Annotated in this window: 2 protein-coding genes; both read right to left on the reverse strand. The window is 65.3% G+C overall.

Annotated features, from left to right (window positions below; genetic code table 11):
* The coding region (locus F0Q45_RS24985; protein WP_188113149.1) for a beta-ketoacyl synthase N-terminal-like domain-containing protein at window positions 1-375 on the reverse strand (375 nt) is incomplete at its 3' end.
* A 15-nt stretch (window positions 376-390) separates the two neighbouring features.
* On the reverse strand, window positions 391-3,476 hold a 3,086-nt coding region (locus tag F0Q45_RS24990), incomplete at its 5' end, for an SDR family NAD(P)-dependent oxidoreductase (protein ID WP_149656442.1).

The following is a 3,476-nucleotide window of genomic DNA, read 5'->3' on the forward strand; positions in this document are numbered from 1 at the left end:
ACGCTGCTGCGGATCCATCGCCAGGGCTTCATTTGGGCCGATGCCGAAGAACGCAGAGTCGAAGGCACTGGCATCGGTGAGGAAGCTTCCCCGCCGCGTGTACGACTTCCCGGGCGCATCGGGATCGGGATCGTACAGTCCCTCGATGTCCCAGCCACGGTCCGCGGGAAAATCCGAAACGGCGTCACGACCGTCAATCAGCATCGCCCATAACGCTTCCGGCGAATCAACGCCGCCGGGGTAGCGGCAACCCATGCCCACGATGGCTATCGGCTCTGACAATTGGCCTTCCAACTCGGAGAGGCGCCGCCGGGTACGCCGCAGATCCGCGGTGAGGCGTTTCAGGTAATCAACATGCTTGGGGGTACCCGGCACTGTTGCTCCTTGGGTTTATTTGCCGAGTTCTTCGTCGAGGATGGCGAAGAGTTGACTTTCGCTGGCCGTAGCGAGGTCGTCATCGGCGGCGAGGTCGGCCAGGACGGTGTGCAGTTGATTGGACAGCTCTAATTTGTCTTCGGGTGTCCAGGCGGTATTGCCGATCAACGTGTGGAGTTGCTGGACAACGCCAGTGAAATGCGCCAACGGGTCTGGTTGAGTTGCAGCGGTTGCGGCGAGCCGAGAGTCGAGATGTTCGGCAAGAGCGGCCGGATTGGGATAGTCGAAGATCAAGGTCGGCGGAAGAGTCAGGCCGGTGACGGTTTTAAGCCGGTTGCGAAGCTCGACCGCCGTCAGTGAGTCGAACCCCAGGTCTTGGAAGGCGCGGTGGGCGTTGATGTCGGCGACGCTGGAGCGGCCCAGGACTGTAGCGGCGTTGCTACACACCACGTCGATCAGCTCGCGATGACGCTGCTCGGCGCCAAGTCCGTGCAGTCGCGTCGGCAAGCCTGCTGTCGCGGCAACAGTGTCGTTGACTACGCGGCGGGCCGGGCCGGCGACCAACTCGCTGAGCAGCAGCGGAAACGCTGCGTCGCTTTCCTTGAACGCCAGCGCAGCTAGCCGCGTGGCAGCCACCACCCCGCAATCGGCGACCATCGCGGCATCGAACAACTCGAGCGCCTGCCCGGTTGACAGCGGTGCCAGCCCCGCTCGGCTCATGCGGGCCTTATCGCGCTCGCCGAGGTGTCGAGTCATCGCACTAGCCTGCTCCCACAGCCCCCACGCCACCGACACTCCCGGTAGCCCATGCGCCCGGCGATGCGCGGCCAGCCCGTCAAGGAAGCTATTGGCCGCCGCGTAATTGCCTTGCCCTGGAGTGCCCATGATCGCGGCCATCGACGAGAACAGCACAAAGACCGACAAGCCTAGATCTCTGGTCAGCTCGTGCAAGTTCCACGCCCCGTCAACCTTGGCACGCAACACCGCATCCAAGCGTTCGGGCGTCAGCGAGTCAACCAACCCATCGTCCAGAATCCCAGCAGCATGGATCACTCCGCGCAGCGGATACTGCTCGGGCAGCTGCGCGATCAGCGTCGCGACCGCGTCGCGGTCAGCCACATCACAGGCCACCACCGAAACCTGAGCGCCGGCCTCCTGCAACTGGCTTAGCAATTCCGAAACCCCTTGCCCGTGAGCACCGGATCGGCTGACAAGTATCACGTTGGCCACCCGGTAGCGGGAAACCAGGTGCGGGGCCAAGGCCGCACCGGCCATCCCGGTTCCACCAGTGATGAGCACCGTGCTTCCGGCCAGCCGGCCCACCGGCCCTCCGCCGGGCCTATCGGGCAAGGCCAACACCACTTTGCCGATGTGGCGGGCCTGGCTGACGTAACGATATGCCTGCCGCGCCAGCCGGACATCAAACGTCTTGACCGGTAACGGCGCCAGCGCACCGGCCGCAAACAACGCCATCAGCTCGGCGAGCAGGTGCGCGATTCGGTCTGGTCCGGCTTCGATCAGGTCGAATGCCCGATACCCGACCCCAGGGTGCTCGGCGGAAACCACCCGCGGATCGCGAACATCGGTCTTGCCCATCTCGATAAAACGCCCGCCCGGGGCCAACAGTCGTAACGAGGCATCGACAAACTGACCAGCCAACGAGTTCAGCACCACATCGAGGCCAGCTCCTCCGGTGGTGCTGCGAAACTTCGCCTCAAACTCCAGCGTGCGCGAATCGCCGATATGGTCGTCGCCGAACCCCATCGCGCGCAGCGTCTCCCATTTGCCGCGACTGGCCGTTGCGAAAACTTCCAAGCCCCAATACCGCGCCAGCTGTACCGCGGCCATACCCACGCCGCCGGTGGCGGCGTGCACCAACACTTTCTGCCCGGGACGGGCCCCCGCCAAGACCGACAACCCGTACCAGGCCGTCAGAAACGCCACCGGAACACCTGCCGCCCGATCCAGCGGCCAACCCGTCGGCACCGCGATCACCAACCGCTGATCCACCACCGCCTCGGGACCCACCACACCCAATAACCCCATCACCGTATCGCCGACGGCCACATCAGAAACACCTGGCCCTACCTCGACGACCACCCCGGCGCCCTCGACCCCCAGCTCCCCCGCGCCGGGATACATGCCCAAGGCCACCAACACATCCCGGAAATTCACGCCCACCGCCGCCACCGCGACTCGCACCTGTCCGACAGCAAGCTCTGTCCGCTCACAGGGCTCCACCTGTACGTCCGCCCAGGTGCCCCCACCGCGGGCGATCAGCCGCCACCCGGAAGTGTTGTGCGGGAGCTGGAGCATTGCCTCCGCCGGCTTCAAACGAGCCTTATACGCGACGCCTTGGCGCACCACCAGTTGCGGCTCACCACACCGAAGTAGCGTGTTGACATCGAGGGACCCGTCGGAATCCACCAGCATCACCCGACCAGGCTGCTCTGCCTGCGCCGAACGCACCAACCCCCACACCGCCGCTCCCGGCAAGTCGGTGACATCCTCGCCGGCCCACGCCACCGCCCGGTGAGTCAGCACCACCAAGACCCCGCGCTCGTCACGGCGAAACCAGGACTGCAGTAAGCCCAGCACCTCATGAACGGCCGCATACACCGACCCAACGACCCCAGCGTCAGCGCTGACCTGGCGAGCCAACTCCCACACCAGCGCGGGCCCATCGCCGGAATCGTCGCCACCCTCGACAGGCGCTGATAGCCAAGCGATTTCGAACAAACCACCATCGCCACCCACGCCGGACGGCAACGCCTGGTCGGACAACGGACGAAAAGCCAAGTCCCGCACCGTCAGCACGGGCAAGCCGACCTGATCGGCCAACTCCAGGGACACCGAACCTGGACCCGCAGGCGCGATCCGGGCTCGAATCCGCGATGCTCCGGCGGCATGCAAGGACAGCCCTTGCCACGAGAACGGCAACACCGTCTCGTGCTGCCCGCCGACCACCCCTAGCGCGTGGAGCGCCGCATCCAGCAGCACCGGGTGGATACCGAATCGACCCGTCGTGAGATCAGCGGTATCCGGCAACGTGATCTCGGCGAAGGTCTCGGCTCCCAGCTGCCACATCGCCTGCAAACCAC

Origin of the sequence: Mycobacterium simiae, assembly GCF_008370645.1 — a bacterium.
GTDB classification, from domain to species: Bacteria; Actinomycetota; Actinomycetes; order Mycobacteriales; family Mycobacteriaceae; genus Mycobacterium; species Mycobacterium simiae_A.